The sequence below is a fragment of the Nonomuraea sp. NPDC049486 genome (assembly GCF_040676925.1).
GTDB classification, from domain to species: Bacteria; Actinomycetota; Actinomycetes; order Streptosporangiales; family Streptosporangiaceae; genus Nonomuraea; species Nonomuraea ferruginea.
The window spans coordinates 44,992-70,511 of the sequence record NZ_JBFAPV010000020.1; the positions used below are offsets into that span (position 1 = coordinate 44,992).

Sequence of the window (25,520 nt, forward strand, 5' to 3'; positions counted from 1 at the left end):
CCGCCGGGTGCGCCTCATCGCTTGAAGGACGCCTCCGCGTCGAGCAGCTCGTCGAGGGAGTCGCGCAGGTAACCGGTGAGCTCCCACGCGTCCGGCACCATCACCCGGTCGGTGACCACGCCGAAGTCGACCGACCCGTCGTAGGAGAAGGCGGTGATGTTGACCCCGCCGCTCATGTCGGTGATCACCGAGACCGGGTAGAAGGAGAGCAGCCGCGCGCCGCACACGTACAGCGGGAACTGCGGGCCCGGCACGTTCGAGACCATCACGTTGATCGGCGGCGCCGTCTGGCCGAGCAGCCCGAACGCCGACCGGGAGGCCAACCCCATGAGGGCGGCCGGCATCGACTCGCTGAACTCGCGCAGCCACCGCGCCGGCGCCAGCCCGAACCGGTCCTTGATCCGGCACATCACGTCGCGCACGTCACGCAGCCGCTCCACCGGGTCGTCCACGTGCGCGGCCAGCGGCGCGGGCACGAGCGTGACCTGGTTGCCCGCCTGCTCGTCACCGAGCTCGCGGAGCGAGAACGGCACCCCGGCCACCAGCGGCCGGTCGGGCGCTCCGCCGTGCGCGGCCATCCAGCGACGCAGCGCGCCCGCGCACACGGCCATGACCACGTCGTTGACCGTCACCTCGAACCGCTTGCGCACCGCCTTGATCTCGGCCAGCGGCAGCGACACGAACGCGAAGCGCCGATGCTGGGAGACGGGACCGCTGAACGGCGTCCAGGGCGCCGGCGACGCCGGCAGGTCGGGCACCTGTCCCACCCCGGCGGCCTTGCGGGCCAGCCCGGACAGCGTGTGGCTGCCGGGCAGGGAGGACAGGACCGGGATCTCGTCCATGTGCGGCACCGCCTGCGCGATGAACCGCACCGCGTGCGCCGGGTTCAGCGCCATCCTGGCCAGGCCGCGCAGCAGCATCTCGGCGGCCCCGGGCGGCGGCTCGTCCCGCTCGGGCGCGTGCGGGGGCGGCGGCGCGGGCGTGGGCGCCAGGTCGAGCAGCGCGGCCAGCACGTCCGCGCCGCCGACGCCGTCCACGGCCGCGTGGTGGATCTTCGTGTAGAGGCCGGTGCGGCCGCCGGCCAGCCCGTGGATCAGGTAGATCTCCCACAACGGCCGCGACCGGTCCAGAGCGCGCGCGTGCAGCCTCGACACCTGCTCGGCGAGCTGCCGGTCGTCGCCGCCCGGCGGCAGGCCGATCTCGCGTACGTGGTAGTCGAGGTCGAGATCGTCCTCCTGCTCCCAGTACGGGTGGTCCAGGCCGAGCGGCACCGGGGCCAGCTTGCGGCGCAGCGCGGGCACGTACGGGAGCCGCGCCTGCAGCAGGTCCTGCAGGTCGGCACGGTTGAGCTCGCCGTCCAGGATGGCCAGTCCGGCGATGTTGGCCACGTTGGTCGCGGTCTCGAAGTGGAGAAACTGCGCGTCCAGGGCGGAAAGCTGTGGCATGGGTTCACCTCTGCCCTGACCCAACCATCTATGTCCCGCCGCGGGCAAGCCGGGGTCCCGTGGGTGGCTCGGTTGACGGCTTCGCGCGAGAGCATGATGGCATCATGACTTTTCCTCTCGCATCAGTGCGCGCGGCCTATCCGGCGCTGGCCGACGGGTACGCCTACCTCGACGGCGCGGCGGGCACCCAGGTGCCGCAGCCGGTCATCGACGCCATCGCCGGCGCCTACCGTCAGGGCATCGGCAACGTGGGCGGCGCCTTCCCCGCCAGCCACCGGTCGGACGCGATCGTGGCGGGCTGCCGGGCGGCGGTGGCCGACCTGGTGGGCGGTCACCCTGACGGGGTCGTCCTGGGGCCGAACATGACGACGCTCACGTACCGGCTGGCCGGAGCGCTGGCCAAGGAGTGGGGGCCGGGCGACGAGGTGGTGCTGTCGCGGCTCGACCACGACGCCAACGTGCGGCCGTGGGTGCACACCGGGGCGACGGTGCGGTGGGCGGAGGTGGACCCGGTCACCGGGGAGCTGCCGGTGGAGCAGTACGCGGACCTGATCGGGCCGCGCACCCGGCTGGTGGCGGTGACGGCGGCGAGCAACGTGCTCGGCACCCGCCCCGACGTGGCCGCGATCTGCGCGCTGGCGCACGAGGCGGGCGCGCTCACGTACGTGGACGGGGTGCACGCGACCGCGCACGGGCCGGTGGACATGAAGGCGCTGGGCGCCGACTTCTACGCCACGAGCGCCTACAAGTGGTCGGGGCCGCACATCGGCGCGGTGATCGCCGACCCGGCGCTGCTGGAGACGGTCCGGCCGGACAAACTGGCGTCCTCGTCCGACGAGGTGCCCGAACGGTTCGAGCGGGGCACGGCCGCCTTCGCCGACCTGGCCGGGGTGACCGCGGCCGTGGACCACCTGGCGGCGATGGTGCCGGGCACGGGGACGCGGCGCGAGCGGCTGCTGGCCTCGATGGCCGCGGCGGAGGAGCACGAGCTGGAGCTGTTCGGCCACCTGCTGGCGGGCCTGGAGTCGATGCCGCACGTCACGGTGTACGGCAAGCCGGCCCGGCGCACGGCCACCGCCTACTTCACGGTCGCGGGCAAGACGCCGCGCGAGGTGGCCGAGCACCTGGCGGCGCGCCGGGTGAACGTGTGGAACGGCCACAACTACGCCTGGGAGCTGACGGCCGTGCTCGGCATCCGCGACGCGGGCAGCGCGGTGCGGGCGGGCCTGGTGCACTACAACGACCGGTCGGACGTGGACCGCCTGCTCGACGCGCTCCTGTGAACGGACGGCGCCGCCATTAAGATCGGGCGGGTGAGCCTGCCCGCCGTGCCCGAGGTGGCGGCGCCGAACGTCGAGCCCGCCCGCGACCCGTACCACGTCTATCTCGACTCGCTGACCAGCTCCGAGTCGCGCCGGACGATGCGCGGCTGCCTCGACCGGCTGGCCCGGCTGCTCACCGGCGACGAGAACGCGACCGGGGCGGGCCAGCCGTGGCACCTGCTGCGCTACGAGCACACGGTGCGCATCCGCACGATGCTGGTCGAGCGGGGCTGGTCGGCCGCGTACGTCAACAAGCACCTGGTCGCGCTGCGGCGGGTGCTGAAGGAGGCGTGGCGGCTCGGGCAGACCGGCGCGGAGGACTACGCGCGGGCCGCCGACCTGGCTCCGGTGCGGCAGACCCGGCTGCCGGTGGGGCAGCACGTGCCGCCGGAGGTGGTGGGCGCGGCGCTGTCGGCCTGCGACGACTCGGCGGCCGGGAAGCGCGACGCGGCGCTGATCGCGGTGCTCTACTCGACGGGCTGCCGCCGGGCCGAGGTCTGCGGGCTGGCGCTCGCCGACTACGACCCGGGCGCGCGGTCGCTGCGGGTGCGCGGCAAGCGCGACAAGGAGCGCCTCGTCTACCTCACGCCGGACGCGCTCGGGCTGGTGGAGCGCTGGCTGGCGGTACGGGGACGCGCGGCGGGCGCGTTGTTCAGCCCGATCAGCAAGGCGGGCCGGCTGCGGTGCCGCGACGGCCGGCCGGTGCCGCTGACCGGCCAGGGCGTCGCCGACATCCTGGCCCGGCGGCTGGCCTCGGCGGGCGCCTCCCCCCGGACCGCGCACGACTTCCGGCGCACGTTCATCGGCGAGCTCCTGGACGCGGGCGTGGACCTGGCCACGGCGCAGGCGCTGGTGGGCCACTCGTCGCCGGCGACCACGGCACGTTACGACCGCCGTCCCGAGAAGACCCGCCGCGACGCGGTCGACCGTCTCCGCCTGCCGCCCCCGCGCCCGCTGGCCTGACGGCCGGGCCGGGCGCGGACCCTCCCGGCCTGCGGGGATCCGGCTCGTCCGGGGCCCGCGGGTATAGCGTGAACGGCATGATCACGCTCGACCTCACCGGCAGGACCGCGCTCGTGACCGGCTCCACGCAGGGCATCGGGGCGGCGATCGCGCGCCGGCTCGCCGACGCCGGAGCCCGCGTCGGGATCAACGGCCGCCGTGCCGAGACCGTCGGCGACGCCGTGGCGGCCCTGGCCGCGGACGCGGGCGCCGGCCGGTTCTTCGCCGCGCCGGGCGACCTGGCGACCGAGGACGGCGCGGCGGCGGTCACCGGGGTCGTGCCCTCGGCCGACATCCTGGTCAACAACCTCGGTGTCTTCGGCGCCACGCCGGCCCTGGAGATCACCGACGCCGAGTGGCGGCGCTACTGGGAGGTCAACGTCCTGGCCGGCGTGCGGCTCATCCGCCATTACCTGCCGGGGATGGTCGAGCGCGGCTGGGGCCGGGTGCTCAACATCGCCAGCGACTCGGCGATCGTGATCCCCGAGGAGATGATCCACTACGGCGCGAGCAAGACCGCGCTGCTCGCGGTCTCCCGCGGCTTCGCCAAGCACGCCGCGGGCAGCGGCGTCACCGTGAACGCGGTCATCGCCGGCCCGACCCGCACCGGTGGCGTCGAGGAGTTCGTCTACCAGCTCGTGGACCGGTCGTTGCCCTGGGAGGAGGCGCAGCGCGCGTTCATGCGCGAGCACCGGCCGCTGTCGCTGCTCCAGAGGCTGATCGAGCCCGAGGAGATCGCCAACGTGGTGGCCTATCTGGCCTCTCCCCTGGCCTCGGCCACCACGGGGGCGGCGGTCCGGGTGGACGGCGGCTACGTCGACTCCATCATTCCCTGACCCCTCCGCGAATCGGCGATATCGATAAATTGTTAGCACTGTTCCGTATCGGCGGAAACTGTGCGATGCTATCGCTGATATCAACGCCGCGGAGGAGTCATGGACGCGAAACTGAAGATCCCGGTCCTCATGGCGGCCGTCGCGACCGTGATCGGGCTGACCGGGTGCGCCCCGGCCCCGGCGCGGTCGGAGCAGGCGGTCGCGCGGCCGGGCGAGCGGACCGAGCTCGTCACCGGCCTGAGCGCCCCCTGGGGCCTGGCCTTCCTCCCTGACGCATCCGCGCTGGTCTCCGAACGGCTGACGGGACGGATCCTGCGCGTCCCCGCCGCAGGCGGCTCCGCCGCCGTGGTCGGTGTGGTGCCCGATGTGGCGGCCGGCGCCGAGGGCGGCCTGCTCGGCCTGGCGGTGTCACCCGGTTTCGCGCACGACCGGACGATCTTCGCGTACGTCTCCGGGGTGCGAACCAACCGCGTCGTCGCGCTGGAGGTCGGCGAGGACTTCCGATCGCTGCGGCGGGCCCGCGTCGTCCTCGACGGCATCGGCACCGCGGACCGCCACCACGGTGGCCGGCTGCGGATCGGCCCGGACGGCCACCTGTGGATCGGCACCGGTGACGCGTTCGACCCGGAGAAGGCCGCCGACGACGCGTCGCTGAACGGCAAGATCCTCCGCGTCGGGCTCGACGGTTCGATCCCCGGCGACAACCCGTCCGGGACCGCGATCTACTCCTCCGGGCACCGCAACGTCCAGGGCATCGCCTTCGGCCCCGGCGGGACGGCCTACGCCTCCGAGCTCGGCCACCGCACCTGGGACGAGGTCAACGTGCTGCGGCCGGGGCTGGACTACGGGTGGCCCGAGACCGAGGGCGTCGAGGGCGACACCGGTGAGCCGCCGATCTTCACGCTCCACCCCGACGAGGCGTCGCCGTCGGGCGTCGCCTACGCGCACGGCTCCCTCTGGATGGGGGCACTGGGCGGGCAGCGGCTGTGGCAGCTGCCCGTCGACGGGGGCAAGGCCGCCGGCGAACCGATCGGGCACTACGCGGGCGAGTACGGCCGCATCCGCACGGTCGAGGTCGCCCCCGACGGGGCGCTGTGGATCGTGACGTCCAACACCGACCGGGCGACCTGGGGCGGGACCGACCCGCGCCCGGGAGACGATCGGATCATCCGGGTCGAGCTCATCCCCGCCGGCTGACGCCGCGCTCCCGCCTGAACGCGCCGGGGGTGCTCGCGTACCACTGCTTGAAGGCCAGGTGGAAGCCGACCGCGGACCCGTAACCCACGCGCCGGGCGATGGTCTCGTGGGACAGGGACGTGGTGGCGAGGAGGCGAGCGGCCTCCTGCATGCGGCGGGCCGTCAGGTGCCGCATCGGCGGCTCCCCCATCAGCTCGCGGAACGTGGCCGCGAACGCCGATCTGGACAGCCCCGCCTCCGCCGCCAGCCCGGTGAGCGTCCACGGCTCGGCGAAACGGGTGTGCACGGCCAGCAGGGCGGGCGCGATCGCCGGGTGGCGCAGGGCCGGCAGCACCGGTACGTCGCCGAGCGAGGTCAGGGCGGCGCGCAGGGCCAGCACGTACGCCAGCTCGAAGCCGCGCAGCGCCACCAGCGCGAGTCCCGGCTCCGCCTGGTCACACTCCCCTGCCAGGTGCGCGAGCGTGTCGCCGAGCAGGGGCTGGCCGGCCACCGCGGCCGACGGCAGCACCAGCACCGGCGGCAGCGACCGGTACAGCGGGGCGGCGGCGGAGGCGTCGTAGTGCAGGCCGCCGCAGAGCAGGGTGGTGGCCGGCCCCGGCCCGTCGATGCGGACGGTGCCGATGGCGCCGGGTTCCCGCGCGGGGAGCAGCCGGGCCAGGGGGATCGTCGCGCGGCCCGGGGCGTCGGCGAGCGTGTGGGCGGTGCCGTGCGGGAACACGGCCAGGTCGCCCGCTTCGAGGCGCACCGTCCGCTCCGGCAGTTCGACCAGGCAGGCGCCTTCCTGGACGTAGTGCAGCAGCGCGCAGTCCTCCCGCTCGCCCGCCACGCCCCACGGGGCGCGGGCGGTCCAGCGGCTGTGGAAGACGCCGCGCAGGCGCAGCGGGGCGAGCAGCTCGCTCAGCAGGTCGTCTTCCACGGACGTTCCTTAAATATCAGGAGATGATGCTTTATGGAGCGTATCGGAGCGTCTGCCGTTGACTTGCGTGCATGAGATTCCTGGTGTTCGGCGCCGCGGGCGCCCAAGGCGGCGCGGTCGCGCGCCGGCTGGTGGAGAGCGGGTACGAGGTGCGCGGGTTCACGCGTACGGGGAAGGTCCCGGAGGGGGTGACGCCGTTCCGCGGCGACCTGGGCGACGCCGGGCGGGTGAAGGAGGCGTTCACCGGCGTGACGCACGCGTCGGTGGTGCTGCCGTTGGTGTTCGAGGCGGAGACGGTCGCGGCGTTCACGCGCAACGTGATCGAGGGGGCGCGGGCGGCCGGGGTACGGCGGCTGGTGTTCAACACCGGCAACCGGCTGCCGGACGGCGAGACCGGGGTGGCGGCGTTCGACACGCGGCGGGCGGCGGTGCGGGCGCTGCGGGAGTCCGGGCTGCCGGTCGTGGTGCTCCGCCCGGCGCTTTACCTGGAGAACCTGCTGGCGCCCGGAGTGCTGGGTTCTCCGCTGCCGGACAACCACCCGGGGGACGGGGTGCTGCGTTACCCGCTGCCCGCTGATCTGCCCGTCGCCTGGCTGGGGCATGCCGGCCTGGGCGCGCTCACGGTCGCGGCGCTCACCGGGGACGGGCTCGCGGAGAGCGTGGTGGACGCGGGCGGCCCCGCCGCGGTGACCGGGCCGGAGCTGGCGGCGGCGTTCGGGCTCCGGTACGAGGAGCAGGACGTGGCCGTGTTCGAGGCGGGCCTGGCGCGGGCGGTCGGCGCGGCGACGGCGGCGGAGGTGGCCGCGACCTACCGGTGGATCGCCTCCGCGGCCCCGGCGGATCTGTTCGGGCCGGGGCCGTCGCTCGGCGTCACGCTCATGACCCCGGCGGCGTGGGCGGCGGCCCTGTGATCGCGGCCGAGATCGTCCGCCATCACCAGGTCATCGAGCGGTGGCTGGCGGGGACGGCGGCGCGGGACGAGTTCGCCCGGTTCGCCGGCGCTCACGGGCCCGCCTTCACGATGGTGACGCCGGACGGCCGGGCGCTGGCGCGCGAGCGGGTGCTGGCCGAGGTCGAGGCCGCGTACGGGACCGCGCCGGGGCTGGTCATCGAGATCCGCGACATCCGTGTGGTGGCCGGTGAAGGATCGTTGGTCGTGGCCTCGTACGAGGAATGGCAGGGCGGGCGGGGCCGGCGGTCGTCCGCCGTGCTCCGGGCGGACGGCGGCGCGCCCGTGTGGCTGCGTCTGCACGAGACGTGAATCGGCTGACCGGCTCCCGGGTCACAGGCGCAGCAGGGTGTAGGCGTGCCGGGCGGCGCGGACGGCCTCCGGCTCCTGCTCGGCGAGGGGGACGCCGAGGGACAGGGCCTGCCAGTTGCGGCGGGCGAGGATGCGGTGGACGGTCAGGACCTGGCCGGCCACCAGCGACGCGGTCAGCTCGTCGACGGTCTCCGCGAGCGCCTCGGCGAGCGCCGCCTCGTCCTGGGCCGTGTGGTGGGACAGGCGGGCGGCCAGGCCGGGCGTGGTGAACACCATCCGGTGGAACCCCATGACCTCCGGGTCGTCGTTGAGCCCGGTGACCGGGTCGCGGCGGGCGAGGCCGTCGAGGAAGTGGCGGCGCAGCGCCTCCAGCGGCCCCTCGCCGGGCGCCCGGGCACGCACCACGCGGGCGCCCTCGCCCTGGTGGTCGGCGATCCGGTGCAGGACCAGGTCCTCCTTCGTCGGGAAGTACTTGAACAGCGTCGGCTTGGACACCTGGGCGGCGGCGGCGATCTCGGTGACCGGCACCTCGTCGAAGCCGCGCTCCAGGAAGAGCCGGATGGCCGCGGCGGAGATCGTCTCCCGCACCCGCCGCCGCTGGAGCTCGCGCAGTCCCGTCATGAGCACACCCTAGCAAAGCGTTAACCTGGTCAATATCTTAACCGAGTTAACGCTTAGGAGGTGCGATGACGGCGCTCGACGAGGAGAGACGCCACGCCGAGCGGTGCCGGGCGGGGCTGCGCGGGATGCTGGACGCCGCCAGGGAGAACGTGATCGTCGGCGAGACCGTGGCCGGCGACCGCTACAGCGCCGAACGGCTGGGCCGCCACCTCAAGAGCCTGGCCGAGGAGCTCGGCGAGGAGCCGGACGGGCCGCCGTTCTTCGGCAGGCTCGACTTCGGCGCGGGCTCGGAGGACCACGCGGGCCGCACGTACCACATCGGCCGGCGGCACGTCGGCGGCGAGCGCGGCGGCCCCCCGCTGGTGATCGACTGGCGGGCGCCGGTGTCGCGGGCGTTCTACCGGGCGGGCACCCGCGACCCGCTGGGGGTGGCGGTGCGCCGCCGGTTCGGCTGGGCCGGGACCGTCCTGACCGGGTACGAGGACGAACGGCTCGGCCAGGGCGAGGAGGAGCGGGCCGGGCGCATCCTGACCGCCGAGATCGAGCGCCCACGGGTCGGCCCGATGCGCGACATCGTCGCCACCATCCAGCCCGAGCAGGACGACCTCGTACGGGCAGGCCTGGAGGAGTCGATCTGCGTGCAGGGCGCGCCCGGCACCGGCAAGACCGCGGTCGGCCTGCACCGGGCGGCCTACCTGCTGTACGCGCACCGGCAGCGGCTGCGCCGCGGCGGCGTGCTGGTGCTGGGGCCGAACCGGGCGTTCCTCGGCTACGTCTCGGCCGTGCTGCCCGCGCTGGGCGAGGTGGACGTCGAGCAGACGACCCTGGACGAGCTGCTCGCCACCGTGCCCGTGCGCGCCGAGGACACCCCGGAAGCGGCCGCGGTCAAGCACGACGCGCGGATGGCGCGGGTGCTGCGCGAGGCGCTCTACGGGCGGATCCGCAAGCCGGTCGAGCCGCTGGCGGTGCCCGACGGCTCGGCCCGGTGGCGGGTGGGCGAGGACGAGCTGCGCCGCGTGGTCGACGGCACCCGCCGTGACGGGCTCCCGTACGCGACGGCGCGCGAGCGGGTGCGCGCCCGGGTCGTCGAGCTCGTGCGGAGGCAGGCCGAGGCGCGCGGGCGGTCCGCGACGGCGGCGTGGCTGCGCGGTGTCGGCCGGGCGGTCACGCCGTTCCTGGACGTGGTGTGGCCGGCCGTCCGGCCGGAGGAGGTGCTGTACGAGGTCCTGTCCGGCCGGGCCCCCGCCCCGTCGCTCACCGGCGCAGAGCGCGAGGCGATCGTGTGGGCCCGGCCGCCGCGCGGGTTCAGGGGCGCCCGGTGGTCCGCGGCCGACCTGGTGCTGCTGGACGAGCTCGCGGGGCTGATCGAGCGGCCGCGCGGCTACGGGCACGTGATCGTGGACGAGGCGCAGGACCTGTCCCCGATGCAGTGCCGGGCGGTGGCGCGGCGCAGCGGGCACGGTTCGCTGACGGTCCTGGGCGACCTGGCGCAGGGCACCACGCCGTGGGCGGCGGCCTCCTGGCCGGAGCGCATGGCCCTGCTGGGCAAGCCGGAGGCGCGGGTGGTCGCGCTGACGGCGGGTTTCCGGGTGCCCGCGGAGGTGGTCGAGGTGGCCAACCGGCTGCTGGGGACGCTCAAGGCGGACGTGCCCGTCACCCGCGCGCACCGCGCCGGCGGCAGGCTGCGCGTGCGCGCCGCCGGCGACCTGGCCGCCGGCCTGGTGGCGGCGGTGCGGGAGGCGCTGGGGTTCGAGGGGTCGGTGGGGGTGATCGCCGCCGATCCGGCCGCCGGGGCGCTGGAGGAGGCGCTGCGGGCGGCCGGGCTTGAGCCGGACGAGCGGCTCGCCGTCCTGCCCGCCTCGCTGGCGAAGGGGCTGGAGTTCGACCACGCGGTGGTGTGCGAGCCCGGTGACATCGCCCGCTCGGGCGAGCGCGGCGCCAATCTCCTGTACGTGGCGCTGACCAGGGCGGTGTCCCGGCTGGACATCGTGCACGCGGGGCCGTTGCCGGTGGAGCTGGACCTCGGAGGCGGCGCGGGTATGTGATGGGCTGACCTGCCCCTCCAAGAGAGGCCGCGATGACCTCGCCAGACCCGCACCCCGACGAGCCGCGCCCGGGTGAGCTGCGCGGTCCCGCGGCCGAGGTGCTGTCGGCCGCCGGGTTCGCCTGTGCCGCCGTCGCCCTGCTCTACCTGCCGATCGCGTTCGGCCTGGCGGGGATCCTGCTGGGCATCGCCGGTCACGCCCGCGGCGAGGCGCTCGGCAGGTGGGCGGCGGTCGGCGCGGCCGCCGCCATGGCCGCGGGGACCGCGCTGGGCGCCCTGCTGGCGGCGTGAGATCCTGAGCGGATGCTGCCGCCCATCGACGAGCTCCGGGACCTGGTCACCGCCCGGCTGCGGGCCTTCGACCGGCGAGAGGTTCCGCCCGCCGACGGGATCCGCCGGGCCGCCGTGACCGTGTGCGTGCTGGAGGACGAGCGGCGCGACCCGTACACGATCGTGATCAGGCGGGCGCCGCACGGCCGGAACCCGGGGCAGTGGGCGCTGCCCGGCGGGCGGCTGGACGACGGCGAGACGCCCGTCGAGGCGGCGCTGCGGGAGCTGCAGGAGGAGACCTCGGTCGGCGGCGTGACCGTGGCGGGGCTGCTCGACGACTTCGTGACCGACTCCGGGTTCGTCATCACGCCGGTGGTGGCCTTCGGCGGCTCGCAGCGGCCGGTGGCCGATCCGCGCGAGGTGGCGTCGGTGCACGACGTGCCGCTGGAGTGGCTGCTGGCGCCCGGGGTGCCGCGCTGGCGGGGCGAGCTGCTGCAGCTGCCGCTGGGGCCGTCGATCGTGATCCACGCGCCGACGGGGGCGATTTTGTGGCAGTTCGCGGAGGTCGCGCTCCGTGGCCGTGAGCAGCGGGTGTTCGACGTGGCGCAACCGCACTGGACCAGAACGTGACCGAATCTTGGGCCCGGATGGAATACCTCCAGCCGGATGTCCGTTAGCATCGAATGGCCGATGTGGTCTGTGTCCCCCGGGCCGCAAATTACCGCCTTCACGGAATACCGTTCGGCTGGAGCCGTGTTGTGCATCTCGCCGAGGAGGCGACCGCCACATCGGCCTTAACGCGTCCTCGTGCCCCGTCCCCGGACGGGGCACGACGCGTTTAGGGTGAGTGGCCGGACCGACACGATCGCCTCCTGGAGCGCCAAGTTGCTTTATCACGTGGTCAAGTTCGCCGCGGTGCCGCTCACCCACGCCATGTGCAGGCCGCACCTGTCGGGCGCGGCGCACGTGCCGCGGACCGGCCCGGCCATCCTGGCGGCCAACCATCTGTCGGTGATCGACTCGTTCCTGCTGCCCGCGCTGCTCCCCCGGCACGTCACGTTCGCCGCGAAGAACGAGTACTTCTCCGGCAACCCCGTCTCCAGCTGGTTCATGCGGCTGGGTGGCAGCCTGCCGACCGACCGTGAGAGCGCCAGAGCCGCGCAGGAGATGCTCGACGCCGCCGCCGGGCTGCTGGAGCGCGGCGAGCTGTTCGGCATCCACCCGGAGGGCACCCGCTCCCCCGACGGCCGCCTCTACCGCGGCAAGGTCGGCGTCGCCTGGCTGGCGCTCAAGACCGGCGCCCCCGTGCTTCCCGTGGCGCTCAGCGGCACCGACAAGGTGATGCCGTTCGGCGCCCGGGTTCCCCGCCCGGCCACCGTCGGCATCAGGATCGGCGAGCCGCTGCGGTTCGACGGCGACCATCGCGACGCCCGGGAGCGGCGCCGCGTGACCGACGAGGTCATGGCCGCCATCCAGCGGCTTTCCGGGCAGGAGTACGTCCCGGAGTACGCGTCCGGTCACAAGCCGTCCCATGGCACGTCGTGATGCCGCCCCGCTAAGCTCGGTCCCCTGTCGACGGTCAGGGGGCTGACAGTGGCGCGTACGCGCACCATCGTGATCGTGTCCGTCGCCACCGTGGTGGCGGTGGGGGCCGCCGCCGGTGGCGCCTACTACGTGCTGCACACCCGCGGCACACCCGCCGAGACGGCGCAGCGCTTCGCCGCCGCGTGGCAGTCCGGCGACCAGGCGCGGATGAGCGCCGAGCTGGCCGTGCCGCGCGAGCTCGGCCTCTACGGCCGGCTCCGCGAGGGCCTCGGCGTCGAGTCCACCAAGGTGACGCTGGGGCAGCCGCGCGAGAGCGACGACCGCGCCACCGTCCCCTACACCGCCACCCACCGGCTGAAGAACCTCGGCGACTGGACGTACGAGGGAGAGCTCGTGCTCAAGGTGGCCGACCGCCACTGGAAGGTCGACTGGGCCCCCGCCGCGGTGCATCCGAAGCTGACCTCGGAGGCGGAGTTCACGCTCAAGGCGAAGTGGCCCGAGCGGGCCAAGATCGTCGACGCCGACGGCAACCGCATCGACACCGGCGAGGTCGGCGGCTCGGTCCAGCAGCTCGTCGGCTTCCTCGACAAGGCCACGAAGGACGACGTGCGGCGGCTCGGCTCCGCCTACAAGACCGGGCAGGCGGTCGGGCGGGGCGGGCTGCAGCAGACGTTCGAGAAGCGGCTCGCCGGCACGCCGACGACCGAGATCAGGGCGGGCGAGACCACCCTGGAGACGATCGAGGGCGAGGACGGCGAGTCCCTGACCACCTCGCTCGACCCCCAGGTGCAGGACGCCGCCGTCACGGCGGTCAAGGACCTCGACAAGCCCGCCTCGCTGGTGGCGATCAGGCCGGGCACGGGAGAGATTCTGGGCGTGGTCAACAACCGGGGCGGGTTCAACCGGGCCATCGACGGCCGCTACCCGCCGGGCTCGACGTTCAAGGCGGTCACCGCGGCCGGGCTGCTGGCCGCGGGGCTGAAGCCGGGCGACACCGTGACCTGCCCGAAGTACGTGACCGTGGGCGGGCTGCGCATCCGCAACTCCGAGGAGGCCGCGTACGGCAAGGTGTCGTTCTCCGACTCGTTCGCCTACTCGTGCAACACCTCGTTCGCGCCGCTGGCCAAGCAGCGGCTCGGCGCCGACAAGCTGCTGAAGACCGCCGAGCTGGTCGGCTTCAACACGGCGCCGGCCATCGGCCTGCCCGCCACCGAGCCCAGCTTCCCCAGGGCAGAGTCCGACGCCGAGCTGGCGGCCGAGTCCTTCGGCCAGGGCCGCATCACGGCCAGCCCGCTGTCGATGGCGTCCGTGGCCGCGGCCCTCGCCGACGGCACCTGGCGGCCGCCCACGCTGGTGCCGGAGGCGGAGCAGAAGGTCAAGCCCCGCCCGCTGCCCGACGGGGTGACGGAGGACCTGCACGCGATGATGGCGGCCGTCGTCACCAAGGGCACCGCCAAGGCCGCCGGCCTGCCCGCCGGCACCCACGGCAAGACGGGGACCGCCGAGTACGGCACGGGGCCCGAGCTCGACTCCCACGCGTGGTTCATCGGGTTCAGGGACGACGTGGCGTTCGCGGTGGTGGTGGAGGGCGGTGGCGGCGGCGGCAAGGTCGCCGCGCCGGTGGCCGCCGACTTCCTGCGCGCCCTGCCGTCCTCCCGCTGACCCCGGCCCATTCAGGCGAGGCCCGCGGGACGGGCGGGGTCAGGCGGCGGTCAGGGCGAGGGCGGCCGAGGCCCCCTCGCGCAGGACGAGGATCAGGAGCGTGGCGACGAGCGTGGCGATCAGGAACCAGCTGATCACGATGATGACGGTCGAGCGGCTGGGCGCGTGCCCGCCCGCCGACCTCTCCTCACTGCGGCGCGCGCGCTCGTTGAACGACTCCAGCCGTGCGACGAGTCGCGGATCGTCGTCGACGAGGTGCTGCTCGATCTGGGCCAGCATCCGCTCTTCGTCCTGCGACCAGGCCATGGGTGCACCTCCGGAACGCAAGCTCTGTGCCGCATTCCTGCCCAACCATGAAGATCATTAGCCGTGGGCCGACCTGCCAATTGCGATCTCTTTTGGTTTGCGATCACTGTCGAACCTCTGTTCTAATCATGGCATGCGCTGGGACAACCTGCGTCTGACCGACGCCGGGCCGGACGATCCGGCCGCGCCGCTGTTCGCCCGCGGCGCGGTGGCCCGCACCTTCGACACCCCCGGCTTCCGGGGCATGACCTTCTACGAGATCCAGGCGCGTTCGATCATCAACCGGGTGCCGGCGGCCAGCCGGGTGCCGTTCGACTACACGATCAACCCTTACCGGGGTTGCGGCCACCGGTGCGTCTACTGCTTCGCTCGGAAGACCCACGAGTATCTCGACCTCGACGCGGGGGCCGACTTCGACTCGAAGATCGTGGTGAAGGTCAACGCCGCCGAGCTGGTCCGCAAGGAGCTCGCCGCGCCGCGCTGGCGCGGGCAGCACATCGCGATGGGCACCAACGTCGACTGCTACCAGCGCGCCGAGGGCCGCTACGAGCTGATGCGCGGCATCCTGGCGGCGCTGCGCGACGCGGCCAACCCGTTCTCGGTCCTCACCAAGGGCACGCTGATCCTGCGCGACCTCGACCTGCTCACCGAGGCGGCCGACCGCGCCGACGTGGGCGCGAGCTTCTCGGTCGGCTTCCTCGACCCCGACGTGTGGCGCTCGGTCGAGCCGGGCACCCCCGACCCGCGCCGCCGCCTGGAGGCGTGCGCGACGCTCAACGCCCACGGCATCGGCTGCGGTGTCCTGATGGCCCCGGTGCTGCCCTACCTCACCGACTCCCCCGCCCAGTTGGAGCGGACGGTCAGGGAGATCGCCGCCGCCGGCGCCACCCATCTCACCCCCATCGTGCTGCACCTGCGCCCCGGCGCCCGGCAGTGGTGGCTGGCCTGGCTCTCCCGCGAGCACCCGCGCCTCGTGCCGCGCTATCTGGAGCTGTACGGTCGCGGCGCCTACGCGCCCAGGGCCTACCAGGAGCGCGTCACGACCCAGATCAGGGAGCTCGCCACCCGCTTCGGCATCGGCCGCGCCACCCAGGCCAGGGCCCGCCGCCTCCCGCCGCCGCCACCGCCTTCTCCCCAGCAGCTCACCCTGCTGTGACCCCTGGGCAGCGGGATGGGTGGGGCCTGAGCTTTTCGCGTTCTGGACTCGTACCAAATTGATGGTATGTCGCGTTTTGGTGGAGTAGGGGTATTACGGGGTTAGTGCGTTATATGAGGCGCACTGTCCGTACAGGGGGGACACCATGTCTGACATGAAGAAGAAACCCAGCGCGAAGTCCGGCAAGGCGAAGAAGCAGGCCCTCAAGGCGAACCGGCAGGACAAGGAGATGAAGAAGGAGGCCGCGAAGCCTGAAGAGGCGTAACGACTGGGCACTGGCGAGGCAGCCGGGCCGTCCACATCCCGGCTGCCCTGTCAGATTCGTCTGAAAAGTGTTGACTTCGCAAGCAACGTTATCCCGCCATATGGCGTCTAAAGATCATAGAAGTGGATAGCGCCACGGGGATGAACGGCGCAAACCACTCGAACTCGGTAAGGGCCGACGGGGGGCGACTCCTACCGCCGGCCTCGCCGATCCATCACGTTGTCAACCGGCGGGGGGACGTTCCAGGTGCGGACATGGGCGCGTAAGGGCAAGTCAGCGGCGGCCCGGGTGTACAGGGGTTACAACCGGCGCAGGGCGCGCAAGGCGCCCCCGCCGTCGACGCGGGAGATCAAGATCCTCCTGCTCCACGCCAACGGCATGGGCGGCACCATCAGGACCGTCTTCAACCTCGCCGGCCAGCTGGCCGAACGGCACGACGTGGAGATCGTGTCGATCCTGCGGGAGGACGAGGAGCCGTTCTTCCCGCTGGACCCGCGGGTGCGGGTGCGCTATCTGGACGACCGGCTGACGCCCGGCTCCGACCCGGTGCGGGCCATGCTGTCGAAGCTGCCGAGCAGGCTGATCCCGCAGGACGAGACCGCCTACCACCGGTTCACCCTGTGGACGGACCTGAAGCTGGCCCGGTTCATCCGCTCGGTCGGCACGGGCGTGCTCATGGCGACCAGGCCGGGGCTCAACCTGGCGGTGGCCCAGTTAGCTCAGCCCAGCGTGATCACGATCGGGCAGGAGCACGTGGCGCTCAAGGTCAAGGACCAGGGCCTGCAGGAGCTGATCAAGTGGCGCTACCGCCGCCTGGACGCGCTCGTCACGCTCACCAAGGCCGATCTGAGCGACTACCGGGCCGCGCTGCCCAAGCCGCCGAAGAAGCTGGTGCGCATCCCGAACGCGGTCCCGCCGATGAACGGCGACCTCGCCAAGGGCGACGCCAAGGTGGCGGTCGCGATGGGCAGGATGACCAAGCTGAAGGGGTTCCACCGGCTGATCAAGGCCTGGGAACAGGTGGCGGCCGCGCACCCCGACTGGACGCTGCGCATCTTCGGCGCCGGCCCGCAGGAGGACAACCTGCGCGAGCAGATCGCCGAGGCCGGCCTGGAGGGCAAGGTGGAGCTGCCGGGCAAGACCGCCGACATCGGCGCCGAGCTGGAGAAGGCGTCCATCCACGTGATGAGCTCCCGCCACGAGGGCTTCTCGCTGACGATCCTGGAGGCGATGGCCAAGGGGGTCGCGATCGTCTCGTTCAACAGCCCGCACGGCCCCAAGGAGATGATCACCGACGGGGTCGACGGGCTGCTGGTCAAGCCTCGCACCGAAGACAACCTGGCGGCCGCCATCATGCGGGTGATCGAGGACGAGCCGCTCCGCCGCCACCTGGCCGCCGGCGGCCTGGAGACCGCCAAGCGCTACGACATCGCCGCCATCGGCGCCCAGTGGGAGGAGCTGATGGACGACCTGCTGGCCCGGCGCACCCGCGTCAGGCTTCCGGCCCCGACAGCTCCACCGGTTCGGCGATGACGTCGACCAGCGCGCCGTTGCGGTAGACGGTGATCGGCAGCGGCCGCCCGATCGCGTCGGCGAACATCAGCCGCTGCAGGCTCTGCGCGTCGCCCACCGGGTTGCGGCCCGCGCTGAGCACCAGATCGCCGGCGCGCAGCCCGGCCCGGCCGGCGGGCGAGCCGGCGATCACCTCCACCACGCGCAGCGCGCCGTCCTGGCCGGTGCGCCGCCGCAGCGCCTCGGGCAGCGGCGCCGGCGAGGTGACCAGCCCCAGGAACGCCCGCCGCACCCGCCCGTCGCGGATGAGCGCGGCGACGATGGCCCGCGTGGTGGCGTTGACCGGCACGGCCAGCCCCACGCCCACGCCGGCCACGGCGGTGTTCACGCCGACCACCCGCGCCCGGGAGTCGGCCAGCGCGCCGCCGGAGTTGCCGGGGTTGAGCGCCGCGTCGGTCTGGATCACGTCCTCGATGAGCCGTACGGCCGAGCCGCTGCGGGCGGGCAGCGACCGGCCCAGCCCCGACACCACGCCCGCCGTCACCGATCCGGTGAGCCCGAGCGGGTTGCCGACGGCGACCACGAGCTGGCCGACGACGAGCTCGTCGGCCTGACCGAGCTCGGCGGGCTCGGGAGCGGGCACCCCGGAGCGGATCACGGCCAGGTCGGACAGCGGGTCGCGGCCGATCACGGTGAACGGGCCGGAACTGCCGTCGGCGTAGGCCACGGTGCCGGACCGGGCGGAGCCGACCACGTGCGCGTTCGTCAGCAGGAACCCGTCGCGGGTGAACACCACGGCGGAGCCGCTCCCCCTCCCGGCGCGGACACTGGCGACCTTGGGCAGCAGCTCGGCCGCCACGGAGGAGACGATCTGCGAGTAGGAGTCCACGGGGAGCCTCCCGACATGACGGCCGGTGATGTGATTACATCATTACCCATCACGTCAAGCTACGCTCAAAGGGCGATCCAGTCGGTCACCACGTTGGTGCCGCTGCTGGGGCTGCACTGCAGCCGGAACGCCTGCGACGGCGCGGGCCTGAACACGAAGCAGCCCGACTCGTCGATCGCCGACTCCACCACCGCGCCGGTGACCAGGTGCGTGTAGGCGGTGCCCGGCCGGGCCGGGACCACCTGCCCCATCAGCGCCTCCCTGCCGACCTCCAGCTCGATCGTGACCTCGCCGGTGGCGAAGATGAGCGCCCGCAGCGGCACGTGCTCCGCGCCCCGCGTCGGCGACAGCTCCTCCCGCTCCGCCGCCGAGTCGTAGGTCAGCGACGCCAGTTCGGCGTCGACGTCGTGCCAGGTGAAGATCGCCTTTCCGGCCGCCACGAACTCGGGCGGCACCTCGCGGGCCGCCTCATCGGCCCGTCTGAGCGCGGCGAGCAACCTGTCTTCGTCCTTCCACCACGGCGTGGCCATGCCTCTCGCCCTCTTCCTGCGTCTCACGTTCGGACCTGATCAGGGCGGCCACCGCCGGAGAGCGGCGCAGCTTGGCCAGGCACCGCGCCCGCGTCGGCCCGATCGCGCCGACGGGCATCGACAGCTTGTCGCTGATCTCCGCGTACGAGGCGGGCGGCACCCGCATCAGCATGGCCAGCAGCTCCCTGCAGCGCGCTTCGAGCTGCCGGAAACCGGCCATGAGCGCCGCGTTCCGCTCCGCGTCGAGCAGATCCTGATCCAGCGCCGCCGCCCGCTCGTCCACCAGCGCCTCCTGGTCGACCTGCTGGCTGAGCCGCTGCTGCCGTTCGGCGCCGTGAGCGAGCCTGAGGCACTCGCGCCGGGTGGCGGTGGCCAGCCAGCCGGGCAGCGCCGCGGGCTCACGCAGCCTCGGCAGCTGTTCGACCAGTGACAGCCACACCGTCTGGCCCACGTCGTCGGCGTCGGCCCGGCTCAGCCGGAAGGCCTTGCAGATCGACCAGACCAGGGGCGCGTAACGTTCGACGATCTCGTCCCACGCGTCCTTCTCACCGGCCCTCGCCCTCATCACCAGGGCGACGACCGATGGATCGTCTCGCATGTCCGTGTGCTCCTTTCCGGGCCCGGCCCACCCCGTCAGGGTGAACGCGAATGCGCGGTGCGTCCAGGCGTGACGCTGCAACGGACGATGCGAGCAGTAAAGGGGCATGACGTCTCTTCGCTACTCGGTGACGGCGGTCACCCTGACGGAGCGGCCGGACCGCGCTCTGATACACCGGCCGCTCCTGGAGAAAAATCACCCGTATCAAATCGGGACCACCGGACTCCTACAGGCGTAAGCACCCGCCCGCCAGGCGAGGGGCGGACACCGGGAGCACCGGCGCGGGCACAGGGGCCCCGCGACCGGTGATCCGCGGGCCGGAGCGCGCCATCAGGCCTGCCCGCACGGGAACAACGCCCTGCCCACTCCCTGCAGATCCTGCGCCGAGGCGAGCACGGCCGCCCTGGCGTCCTGCGCCGACTCCCCCGTACGCGCCATCCGGTCCGCGATCAGCCCCGCGACCAGCGGCGCCGCGAACGAGGTGCCGTCCCAGCGGGCCATGCCGGCGAAGTTCTGCACGGCCGGCCGCTTCGGCGGCTCCTGGTAGGTGTACTCCCCGGTGGCGTAGGCGTTGACGTGGCCCTCGCCGAGCGCGTACACGTCCACCCACGGACCGTAGTTGCTGAACCAGGCGCGGTGCGTCTGGTCGGGTCCGAGCGCGCCGACCGACACGGCCCAGTCGTAGGCGGCCGGGTAGAACGGCCGGTCGGTGGCGTCGTTGCCGGCCGCGGCGACCAGCACGACGTCCGGATGGTCCTGCTGGAACAGCTCGAACCCGATCGACGACCAGTTGTCGCGGGTGTACGTGCCGGCCGAGAGGTTGATCACGTCGGGCGCCGGCGACTGGGCCACCAGGTCCTCCAGCTTGCCGACCATCACGTCCTCCAGCTCGGCGCCGGAGGTGGAGAAGTGGTCGGCGACGGACACGCGCGCCGTGGGCGCCTGGCACTTGGCCACCCCGGCCACGAACGTGCCGTGCCCGCGGAAGGCGGGGATGATCGGCAGCCCGCTGATCGGCGAGGGCGGGCCCAGCGGCTCGGGGTCGCCGCTGACGCCGCCCAGCCAGGGGTACACGGCGGGGTCGAGCTGCAGCCAGCCGGTGTCGCACACGCCGATGGTCACCTCCCGCGCCTCCTCGCCGGCCTCGCACGGCGGCGGCCACGGCACCCCCGGATCACCCGGCGGCACCTCGGGCTCGGTGCCGGGGCACAGCCGGGAGATGTGCATGACGTGCACCGGCGAGGCGATGGGCGCGCGCTCCCGCGTGGCCTCGCCCGCGTGGCCGGGCCGCCGGTCGAGCGGGCGCGCGCCGGTGCCGAGCCGCTGCTCGATGCGGGCCAGCGCCTCGGGTACGGTCATCGTGCCGCCCTCGATCCCCTCCAGCGACAGCACCGACAGCTCGCCCCGGCCGCGCCGGTCGAGCTGCCTCAGCCCGGCCGGCAGCGCCTCGGCGATCCGTCCGACGTCCCCGCGTCGTGCCAGCAGACGGCCCGCCTCATAGAGGTAGTCGACCTCCCCGGCCGGCGTGTAGGCCACCGTCACCTCGATCCCCCGTGAGGCGAAGGCGTCCTTGATGATCCGGAACTGAGCGTCGAACACCGCGTCCATGTATGGCCTCTCCCCAGGCGTCGCATAGGTGGCTCTGGCGGTCGGTTTCCCCCTCCTATATCGGCGCGGGCTTGCGGGTGATACACGTGATCCTCCAGAGTCGAAGAATGCCGGCGGATTCCGAACTCCCCCGAACGGACGCGGCCGGTCTGCCGCCGCTGGCCCTGTCGCGCCCGCACGAGGCTCTCGGCAAGGCCCGTGACCTGCTCGCCACCGGGCCGCCGCCGCTGGAGGCGTCCTTCGCCCGCCAGGCCGTCGGGATCGTGCTGCGCGAGTTCGGCGACATCGAGGCGGCGGTGCGGGAGCTGGAGACGGCCCGCCGGTTGGCCCGCCGGTCCGGGTCGGCCGAGCGGGAGGCCGACGTGCGGGCGACGCTGGGCGTCGCGCTCGCCTTCGCGGGCCGTACGACCGCCGCGCGCAACACCCTCAACGCGGCCGTCCGCCAGTCCACCGGCCATCTGCGCGGGCGCATCCTGCTGCGCCGGGGCGGCGTGCTGGCCACCCTGGGCCATCACCGCGACGCCCTGGCCGACCTGAACAGCGCCGTCACCGCGCTGCGGGCGGCCGGCGACCCGATCTGGGAGGCGCGGGCCCGCACCGAGCGCGCCACCTGCGACCTCGCGCTCGGCGGCCTGAGCAGGGCCGCCACCGACCTGAGCAGGGCGGAGGAGCTGTTCAACGCGACCGGCCAGGAGCTGGAGTCGGCCGACGCGATCGTGCACCGCGGCGTGCTCGCGCTGCGCATCGGCGACCTGCCCGCCGCGCTCCACTGCTTCGACCAGGCCGCCGAACGGTTCGGCAAGCTCGGACTCCCCGACCCCACGCTGTCCGTCCAGCGCTGCGCGGCCCTGCTCGCCGCCGGCCTGCCCCGGGACGCGCTGGACGAGGCGCACACCGCGCTGGACCAGCTCGAACGCAGCCACGGCCAGGCCACCAAGAAGGCCGAACTGGAGCTGGCCGCCGCGGGCTGCGCGCTGGCCGCCGGACAGAGCGACGCCGCGCTGCGCCACGCCACCCGCGCCGCGGACCTCTTCGACCACCAGCGCCGCCGCTGGTGGCGCGCACACGCCCGCCTGGTCAAACTACGCGCCCAGGTAGCCGCGACACCCCCCACCGCCGACCCCCGACGGTCAGCCGCCAGTACGGAGCGGCACCACGCGGCCGACGCGGAGCCGCGACGCGGAGCCGGCACGAACCCGCAACGCGTAGCTGGCACAGAGCTGCAACGCGCGGCCGGCGCGGACCCGCACCGCACGGCAGATCACCGGCCAGCGGGCGCGGACACGCACCGCGCGACCGATCACCACCCAGCCGTCACAGACCCGCGACGCGGAGGCGGGGGGGACGGGGTGGAGTTGTTGCGGGAGGCCGCGCGGTGCGCTCGTGAGCTGGCCGCGTTGTCCTCGCCCGATGTGCCGCTGGCTCATCTGATCGCCGGGCGGCTGGCGCTCGCGTTAGGGCGCACCGCCGTGGCGCGCACGCATCTGGCCGCCGCCGCGCGCGGGCGCCGCCACGGCCCGGCGCTGTCGCGGGCCGTCGCCTGGCTGGCCGAGGCGCTGCGCGCCGAGGCCGAGCACGACCCGGCCCGGCTGATGCGGGCCTGCAGACGCGGCCTGGACGTGCTCGACCAGCACCGGGCCACGCTCGGCTCCAGCGAGCTGCGCGCCCAGGCCAGCGCCCACGGCGCCGAGCTGGCCGCGCTCGGCCAGCGCCACGCCCTGCGGCTGGACCGTCCCCGCCTGCTGCTGGCCTGGAGCGAACGCTGGCGGGCCACCGCGCTCGCCGTCCCCTCCGTACGACCGCCCGACGACGAGCGCCTGCAGGCCGACCTGGCCGCGATCCGCGCCGTCACCGACCGGCTGGCGCAGGCCCGCGCCCAAGGGCTGCCCACCGCGCACCTCGCGGCCGAGCAGCTGCGGCTGGAGCGCGCCGCGCGCTCCCGCGCCCTGCACGCCCCCGGCCAGGACGCGGACGCCACGACCGGTTGCGACGTGCCGGCGTTGCTCGCCGAGCTGGGCGGGGACCGCCTGCTGGAGCTGGTCGACGTGGACGGCCGGCTGCACGTGCTGGTCTGCGGCTCCGGCACGGTGCGCCGCTTCCCCGCGGGGGACACCGAGGAGGCCGCGCGCCACATCGACCTCGCCCGCTTCGGCCTGTCCAGGCTGGCGCACGGCCGATCCACGCTCAGCCCGGCCGACCTGCTCGCCCAGGTGGAGAAGAGCGGCCGCGCGCTGCAGGAGGCGCTGCTCGGCGACGCCGCGCACCACCTCGGCGACGGCGAGGTGGTGATCGTCCCGCCGGGCCGGCTGCACGCGGTGCCCTGGGCCCTGCTGCCGGCCCTGCGCGAGCGCACGGTGAGCGTCGCCCCCTCGGCGGGCACCTGGCTGCGCGCCCGCCGCGCCGGCTCGCCCTCCACCGGCCGGGTGGTGCTGGTACGCGGTCCCGGCCTGCGCTCAGACGGCGCCGAGATACGCCACATCGCCCCCGAGTACCCCGGCCGGGTCGTGCTCGGCGACGGAACGGCCACCGTGGCCGGGATCCTGCGCGCGATGGACGGCGCCCGGCTCGCCCACGTGGCCGCGCACGGCACCTTCCGCGCCGACAGCCCGCTCTTCTCCGCCCTGAGGGTGGACGACGGGCCGCTGACCGTCTACGACCTGGAGCGGCTGCGGCGCGCGCCCCGCCAGGTGGTGCTGTCGAGCTGCGACTCCGGACTGACCGCGCCCACCGGCGCCGACGAGCTGCTCGGCCTGGCCAGCTCCCTCATCCAGCTCGGCACGACCGGCATCGTCGCCAGCGTGGTCCTGGTCAACGACAACGCCGCGGTGCCGCTCATGGTGGAGCTGCACCGCCGGCTCTCGCGGGGCGCCTGCCTGCCGGCCGCGCTGTGCGAGGCCCGCCGCGCGGCGGCCACCGACCCGGTCGCCACCGCCACCGGCTGGTCCTTCGTCGCCCTCGGCGCCTGCTGACCCGCCCGGCGCGCCGCTCAGCCCAGGGTGCGGGCGAGCAGCACGCCGCCCGCCGCCGCCGCCAGCCCCAGGGCCACGCTCGCCACCGCGTTGGCCACCGCGTGCCGCCCCGCACCCCGCTCGGCCAGCCGCACGGTCTCGTAGCCCAGCGTCGAGTACGTGGTCAGCGCCCCGCAGAACCCGGTGCCCAGCAGCGCCGTCCAGCCGGGACCCACCGGCAGCGCCGCCAGGAACCCCAGCAGCGCCGACCCGGCCACGTTGACCAGCAAGGTCCCCCAGGGGAACATCGAGCCCTGCCTCGCCCGTACCGCCTGATCGACCGCGTAGCGCAGCGGCGCGCCCACGGCGGCGCCCAGCACCACCAGCAGAGCCGTCATCGCCGCACCAGCGCCCGCGTGATCCTCATGCCCGCCCAGGTCGCCGCCACGGCGGCCACCATCGTCCCCGCCAGATAGGCCGCCGCCACCGCCGTCGTCCCGGCCGCCAGCAGGCCGTGCGCCTGCACCGCGTACGTGGAGAACGTGGTGAACCCGCCCAGCACCCCGGTCCCCAGGAACGGCCGCGCCAGCCGATGCGCGACCCGCCCTTCCGAGACCACCACCATGAGCACCCCGATCAGCGCGCACCCGGCCGCGTTCACCCCGAACGTCGCCCACGGGAACCCGCCCGGCGCCGCGGGCAGCAGCTCTTCGACGGCGAGGCGCGCCAGCGCCCCGGTCGCGCCGCCCGCCGCGATCGCAGCGACATACTCCTTGCCCAACAGCCTCACACTCCTCACCGTGTCGGAACGCGCCGGCGTGGGAACCTCTCCAGAGAAGTCCGACGCAGCACCACGGAGCCCTGTTTGAGTCTCAAGGACGCCGTCGCCATCTTCGCCGGAGCGGTCATCGTCGTCGCCCTCGCCAACGGCACCGACACCACGGCCCCCGCCACCGCGGCCAGCCCGCTCGGCAACACCAGCGGAACTCTACCCGGCCTCGCGCCCATCACCTCCCACCAGGACAAGGACCGCGCCCGCGCCATCATCGCCAGGCTCAAGGTCAAGGGCCGCGGCCCCAGCACCGGCTACCACCGCGGGCGCTACGGCGAGAACTGGGCCGACACCGCCACCGGCGTGCCCTACGCGCGCAACGGCTGCCGCACCCGCGACGACCTGCTGGCCCGCGACGGCCGCAACGTCCGCTACCGCGAGGGGTCCACCTGCGAGGTGATCGCCATGGACCTGGACGACCCGTACACCGGCCAGCGTATCGGCTGGTCCAAGAGGGACGCGGGCGCGGTCCAGGTCGACCACGTGGTGCCGCTCGCCTACGCCTGGCGGATGGGCGCCTCACGGTGGGGCGGAGGCAAGCGCGTCGACTTCGCCAACGACCCGCTCAACCTGCTGCCGGTCAAGGGCGCCGCCAACGAGCAGAAGGACGCCTCAGGACCGGCGAGCTGGCTGCCGCCGCAGCGCCGCGTGCGCTGCGCGTACGTGACGCGCTTCGCCCAGGTGGCCGTCAAGTACGCCGTGCCCGTCACCCGCGCCGACAAGAAGGCGATGCTCGCCCAGTGTCGCTGAGGGGG

Annotated in this window: 25 protein-coding genes; 15 read left to right on the top strand and 10 right to left on the bottom strand. The window is 73.9% G+C overall.

Annotated features, from left to right (window positions below; translation table 11 throughout):
• Window positions 1-14: 14 nt before the first annotated feature.
• Entirely contained in the window at window positions 15-1,445 is a 1,431-nt protein-coding gene (locus AB0K05_RS39225; RefSeq protein WP_271278915.1) for a wax ester/triacylglycerol synthase family O-acyltransferase, read from the bottom strand.
• A gap of 104 nt (window positions 1,446-1,549) precedes the next feature.
• Here AB0K05_RS39225 and AB0K05_RS39230 point away from each other — a divergent pair, with 104 nt between their 5' ends.
• The 4 genes from AB0K05_RS39230 (at window position 1,550) to AB0K05_RS39245 (ending at window position 5,802) form a co-directional block, all read left to right on the top strand.
• Complete coding sequence (locus tag AB0K05_RS39230; RefSeq protein ID WP_364236250.1) at window positions 1,550-2,728, top strand: cysteine desulfurase-like protein; 1,179 nt, start codon at window positions 1,550-1,552, stop codon at window positions 2,726-2,728.
• A 30-nt stretch (window positions 2,729-2,758) separates the two neighbouring features.
• The gene (locus tag AB0K05_RS39235; RefSeq protein ID WP_148031917.1) at window positions 2,759-3,730 is read left to right on the top strand and encodes a tyrosine-type recombinase/integrase; all 972 of its coding nucleotides are present in this window, start codon (window positions 2,759-2,761) and stop codon (window positions 3,728-3,730) included.
• An 80-nt stretch (window positions 3,731-3,810) separates the two neighbouring features.
• Window positions 3,811-4,605 (top strand): SDR family oxidoreductase, encoded by a 795-nt coding sequence (locus tag AB0K05_RS39240; protein WP_271278932.1) that lies wholly within the window; start codon window positions 3,811-3,813, stop codon window positions 4,603-4,605.
• Window positions 4,606-4,704: 99 nt separating this feature from the next.
• A complete protein-coding gene (locus tag AB0K05_RS39245; protein WP_364236254.1) occupies window positions 4,705-5,802 on the top strand; it encodes a PQQ-dependent sugar dehydrogenase in 1,098 nt (365 codons plus the stop codon).
• Here AB0K05_RS39245 and AB0K05_RS39250 read toward each other — a convergent pair.
• Window positions 5,786-6,718, bottom strand: a complete 933-nt coding sequence (locus tag AB0K05_RS39250; protein WP_364236257.1) for an AraC family transcriptional regulator — start codon at window positions 6,716-6,718, stop codon at window positions 5,786-5,788. The genes AB0K05_RS39245 and AB0K05_RS39250 overlap by 17 nt on opposite strands.
• 71 nt (window positions 6,719-6,789) lie before the next feature.
• Here AB0K05_RS39250 and AB0K05_RS39255 point away from each other — a divergent pair, with 71 nt between their 5' ends.
• Both AB0K05_RS39255 and AB0K05_RS39260 read left to right on the top strand, forming a co-directional pair.
• Window positions 6,790-7,629 (top strand): NmrA family NAD(P)-binding protein, encoded by an 840-nt coding sequence (locus AB0K05_RS39255; protein WP_364236259.1) that lies wholly within the window; start codon window positions 6,790-6,792, stop codon window positions 7,627-7,629.
• Window positions 7,611-7,979, top strand: a complete 369-nt coding sequence (locus AB0K05_RS39260) for a DUF4440 domain-containing protein (protein WP_364236261.1) — start codon at window positions 7,611-7,613, stop codon at window positions 7,977-7,979. The genes AB0K05_RS39255 and AB0K05_RS39260 overlap by 19 nt, the downstream gene beginning before the upstream one ends.
• Window positions 7,980-8,000: 21 nt before the next feature.
• Here AB0K05_RS39260 and AB0K05_RS39265 read toward each other — a convergent pair whose 3' ends face one another.
• A complete protein-coding gene (locus AB0K05_RS39265; RefSeq protein ID WP_364236264.1) occupies window positions 8,001-8,600 on the bottom strand; it encodes a TetR family transcriptional regulator in 600 nt (199 codons plus the stop codon).
• A gap of 65 nt (window positions 8,601-8,665) precedes the next feature.
• Here AB0K05_RS39265 and AB0K05_RS39270 point away from each other — a divergent pair, with 65 nt between their 5' ends.
• From AB0K05_RS39270 to AB0K05_RS39290, 5 genes are all read left to right on the top strand, one after another.
• The gene (locus tag AB0K05_RS39270; RefSeq protein ID WP_364236266.1) at window positions 8,666-10,645 is read left to right on the top strand and encodes an AAA family ATPase; all 1,980 of its coding nucleotides are present in this window, start codon (window positions 8,666-8,668) and stop codon (window positions 10,643-10,645) included.
• Window positions 10,646-10,677: 32 nt separating this feature from the next.
• On the top strand, window positions 10,678-10,935 hold the full coding sequence (locus tag AB0K05_RS39275) for a hypothetical protein (RefSeq protein WP_148031924.1): 258 nt from the start codon (window positions 10,678-10,680) through the stop codon (window positions 10,933-10,935).
• A 12-nt stretch (window positions 10,936-10,947) separates the two neighbouring features.
• Window positions 10,948-11,544: a CoA pyrophosphatase gene (locus AB0K05_RS39280; protein ID WP_271278923.1), complete on the top strand. Its 597-nt coding sequence runs from the start codon at window positions 10,948-10,950 to the stop codon at window positions 11,542-11,544.
• Between the two features lie 213 nt (window positions 11,545-11,757).
• Window positions 11,758-12,459, top strand: a complete 702-nt coding sequence (locus tag AB0K05_RS39285) for a lysophospholipid acyltransferase family protein (protein WP_261808584.1) — start codon at window positions 11,758-11,760, stop codon at window positions 12,457-12,459.
• 75 nt (window positions 12,460-12,534) lie between these two features.
• A complete protein-coding gene (locus AB0K05_RS39290; protein WP_364236270.1) occupies window positions 12,535-14,121 on the top strand; it encodes a penicillin-binding transpeptidase domain-containing protein in 1,587 nt (528 codons plus the stop codon).
• Between the two features lie 39 nt (window positions 14,122-14,160).
• Here AB0K05_RS39290 and AB0K05_RS39295 read toward each other — a convergent pair whose 3' ends face one another.
• Entirely contained in the window at window positions 14,161-14,427 is a 267-nt protein-coding gene (locus tag AB0K05_RS39295) for a DUF3040 domain-containing protein (protein ID WP_219544432.1), read from the bottom strand.
• Window positions 14,428-14,560: 133 nt separating this feature from the next.
• Here AB0K05_RS39295 and AB0K05_RS39300 point away from each other — a divergent pair, with 133 nt between their 5' ends.
• Together AB0K05_RS39300 and AB0K05_RS39305 are read left to right on the top strand one after the other, a co-directional pair.
• Window positions 14,561-15,583 (top strand): Rv2578c family radical SAM protein, encoded by a 1,023-nt coding sequence (locus tag AB0K05_RS39300; RefSeq protein WP_364236273.1) that lies wholly within the window; start codon window positions 14,561-14,563, stop codon window positions 15,581-15,583.
• A gap of 553 nt (window positions 15,584-16,136) precedes the next feature.
• Window positions 16,137-17,381, top strand: a complete 1,245-nt coding sequence (locus AB0K05_RS39305; RefSeq protein WP_271278927.1) for a glycosyltransferase family 4 protein — start codon at window positions 16,137-16,139, stop codon at window positions 17,379-17,381.
• On the opposite strand, the gene AB0K05_RS39310 is transcribed toward AB0K05_RS39305, so the two are convergent.
• From AB0K05_RS39310 to AB0K05_RS39325, 4 genes are all read right to left on the bottom strand, one after another.
• Entirely contained in the window at window positions 17,341-18,249 is a 909-nt protein-coding gene (locus tag AB0K05_RS39310; RefSeq protein WP_219544429.1) for a trypsin-like peptidase domain-containing protein, read from the bottom strand. The genes AB0K05_RS39305 and AB0K05_RS39310 overlap by 41 nt on opposite strands.
• A 65-nt stretch (window positions 18,250-18,314) precedes the next feature.
• Window positions 18,315-18,779 (bottom strand): hypothetical protein, encoded by a 465-nt coding sequence (locus AB0K05_RS39315; RefSeq protein WP_148031931.1) that lies wholly within the window; start codon window positions 18,777-18,779, stop codon window positions 18,315-18,317.
• Complete coding sequence (locus AB0K05_RS39320; RefSeq protein WP_148031932.1) at window positions 18,718-19,377, bottom strand: sigma-70 family RNA polymerase sigma factor; 660 nt, start codon at window positions 19,375-19,377, stop codon at window positions 18,718-18,720. Before AB0K05_RS39320 ends, AB0K05_RS39315 begins: the two co-directional genes overlap by 62 nt.
• 330 nt (window positions 19,378-19,707) lie before the next feature.
• A complete protein-coding gene (locus AB0K05_RS39325) occupies window positions 19,708-20,985 on the bottom strand; it encodes a S8/S53 family peptidase (protein ID WP_364236278.1) in 1,278 nt (425 codons plus the stop codon).
• A gap of 107 nt (window positions 20,986-21,092) precedes the next feature.
• On the opposite strand from AB0K05_RS39325, the gene AB0K05_RS39330 reads away from it, so the two are divergent.
• A complete protein-coding gene (locus tag AB0K05_RS39330; RefSeq protein ID WP_364236280.1) occupies window positions 21,093-23,954 on the top strand; it encodes a CHAT domain-containing protein in 2,862 nt (953 codons plus the stop codon).
• A gap of 17 nt (window positions 23,955-23,971) precedes the next feature.
• Here AB0K05_RS39330 and crcB read toward each other — a convergent pair whose 3' ends face one another.
• Window positions 23,972-24,331: a fluoride efflux transporter CrcB gene (gene crcB / locus AB0K05_RS39335; RefSeq protein WP_148031935.1), complete on the bottom strand. Its 360-nt coding sequence runs from the start codon at window positions 24,329-24,331 to the stop codon at window positions 23,972-23,974.
• Window positions 24,328-24,723: a CrcB family protein gene (locus tag AB0K05_RS39340; protein ID WP_261808586.1), complete on the bottom strand. Its 396-nt coding sequence runs from the start codon at window positions 24,721-24,723 to the stop codon at window positions 24,328-24,330. Before AB0K05_RS39340 ends, crcB begins: the two co-directional genes overlap by 4 nt.
• Window positions 24,724-24,798: 75 nt before the next feature.
• Here AB0K05_RS39340 and AB0K05_RS39345 point away from each other — a divergent pair, with 75 nt between their 5' ends.
• Window positions 24,799-25,515: an HNH endonuclease family protein gene (locus AB0K05_RS39345; RefSeq protein WP_364236283.1), complete on the top strand. Its 717-nt coding sequence runs from the start codon at window positions 24,799-24,801 to the stop codon at window positions 25,513-25,515.
• The last annotated feature ends 5 nt before the right edge of the window (window positions 25,516-25,520 follow it).

Excerpts from the sequence above, each read along its gene's own strand:
- AB0K05_RS39295 (WP_219544432.1), bottom strand. The coding sequence starts at position 14,427 with ATGGCCTGGTCGCAGGACGAAGAGCGGATGCTGGCCCAGATCGAGCAG.
- AB0K05_RS39330 (WP_364236280.1), top strand. The coding sequence starts at position 21,093 with ATGCCGGCGGATTCCGAACTCCCCCGAACGGACGCGGCCGGTCTGCCG.
- AB0K05_RS39265 (WP_364236264.1), bottom strand. The coding sequence starts at position 8,600 with ATGACGGGACTGCGCGAGCTCCAGCGGCGGCGGGTGCGGGAGACGATC.
- AB0K05_RS39300 (WP_364236273.1), top strand. The coding sequence starts at position 14,561 with ATGCGCTGGGACAACCTGCGTCTGACCGACGCCGGGCCGGACGATCCG.
- crcB (WP_148031935.1), bottom strand. The coding sequence starts at position 24,331 with ATGACGGCTCTGCTGGTGGTGCTGGGCGCCGCCGTGGGCGCGCCGCTG.
- AB0K05_RS39315 (WP_148031931.1), bottom strand. The coding sequence starts at position 18,779 with ATGGCCACGCCGTGGTGGAAGGACGAAGACAGGTTGCTCGCCGCGCTC.
- AB0K05_RS39280 (WP_271278923.1), top strand. The coding sequence starts at position 10,948 with ATGCTGCCGCCCATCGACGAGCTCCGGGACCTGGTCACCGCCCGGCTG.
- AB0K05_RS39245 (WP_364236254.1), top strand. The coding sequence starts at position 4,705 with ATGGACGCGAAACTGAAGATCCCGGTCCTCATGGCGGCCGTCGCGACC.
- AB0K05_RS39320 (WP_148031932.1), bottom strand. The coding sequence starts at position 19,377 with ATGCGAGACGATCCATCGGTCGTCGCCCTGGTGATGAGGGCGAGGGCC.
- AB0K05_RS39230 (WP_364236250.1), top strand. The coding sequence starts at position 1,550 with ATGACTTTTCCTCTCGCATCAGTGCGCGCGGCCTATCCGGCGCTGGCC.
- AB0K05_RS39255 (WP_364236259.1), top strand. The coding sequence starts at position 6,790 with ATGAGATTCCTGGTGTTCGGCGCCGCGGGCGCCCAAGGCGGCGCGGTC.
- AB0K05_RS39270 (WP_364236266.1), top strand. The coding sequence starts at position 8,666 with ATGACGGCGCTCGACGAGGAGAGACGCCACGCCGAGCGGTGCCGGGCG.
- AB0K05_RS39225 (WP_271278915.1), bottom strand. The coding sequence starts at position 1,445 with ATGCCACAGCTTTCCGCCCTGGACGCGCAGTTTCTCCACTTCGAGACC.
- AB0K05_RS39275 (WP_148031924.1), top strand. The coding sequence starts at position 10,678 with ATGACCTCGCCAGACCCGCACCCCGACGAGCCGCGCCCGGGTGAGCTG.
- AB0K05_RS39325 (WP_364236278.1), bottom strand. The coding sequence starts at position 20,985 with ATGGACGCGGTGTTCGACGCTCAGTTCCGGATCATCAAGGACGCCTTC.